1 protein-coding gene is annotated in these 1114 nt (G+C 33.2%); it reads right to left on the bottom strand.

Translation table 11 applies throughout. The features are described 5' to 3' along the window. Positions 1 to 398 precede the first annotated feature (398 nt). Positions 399 to 1114, bottom strand: a 716-nt coding sequence (locus DMP16_RS10120; RefSeq protein ID WP_143577211.1) for a PLP-dependent aminotransferase family protein, incomplete at its 5' end; no start/stop codon positions are given.

The following is a 1114-nucleotide window of genomic DNA, read 5'->3' as shown; positions in this document are numbered from 1 at the left end:
TACGTAAATATAATTAAATTTGACACTTAAAGATTGTAGTGAAATATTTTGAGGTACAAATTAAGAATAACATTTTACACAGATTTAGAATGTAGGAGAATATTGATATCGATATTTATACTGTTATTATTAGTTTGTTGAATCGTAAAGTTTGTATTGCTAAATGTCATTTATAATTTCTAAACTCCTTAATAAAGTAAATCAAAGCTTTCAAGTGTTAACGTCATATTGGCTTATACGATGCCATAATGAAGTTGGTGAGAGGTTAAGGAAGATATCCAAGAAGCTTCTAATGTTATCTTAGGGAGTTCAACTCTTATAGGTGTCGTGAGGAGAAAATATGAGGTCGAGAATTGATACCAAGTATCATGAGATCCTATGGAAGACTGATCTATCTCTCATCTAGCTAAAATATCACTGAGTATTTTTACTCCCTCAACTATTTGCTCCGGCGAAGCTACCGAAATGCTCAGTCTGGCCATCGTTTCGCCTCCTCTAATAAAGAAAGGTTTTGCTGGTACGAAGCTTAGTCCTTTTTCAACTGCCTTGTAAAATACATCCCAACTGTTTTTGTTTAAATTGAGTAAAAGGAAGAAGCCACATTTTGGGGGGTCAAACTCGTTAAGTCCATTTTCCCTTAAAGAGTCTATTAATATCTTCATCTTCTCACCATAATATCTAAATAACTCTTTAGATCTCTCCTCAATCATCCCTTTTCTTATTAACCTTGCTACTACGTATTGATTTATTGTAGAAGTAGAGAAATCTAATTGCTCTAAAAGGCTTATCTTTTCCGAGATTTGCTCATTAGCTATTATGAAGCCGATCCTTAATCCTGGAGCTATAATTTTACTAAAACTACTAACATAAATCACTCTTCCACTCGTGTCAAAGTTCTTTATTGGTGGTGGAACTTCTCCGGCTATAGGTCTATAAGGATCATCTTCAATAATATAGAAGTCATATTTTTCAGCTAATTCAACAAGTCTTTTTCTTCTACACTCTGATATATTAACTCCAGCTGGATTATGGCAGTTTGGAATAGTATATAACAGTTTTATTTTAACTATCTTTAGTATGTCCTCCAGTTCATCAACATTCAATCCATCGTAGT

The organism is Sulfolobus sp. B1, from assembly GCF_007050195.1.
GTDB lineage: Archaea > Thermoproteota > Thermoprotei_A > Sulfolobales > Sulfolobaceae > Saccharolobus.
The sequence above is the reverse complement of the archived record's forward strand: the minus strand, read 5'-3'. Positions and strand labels throughout refer to the sequence as shown.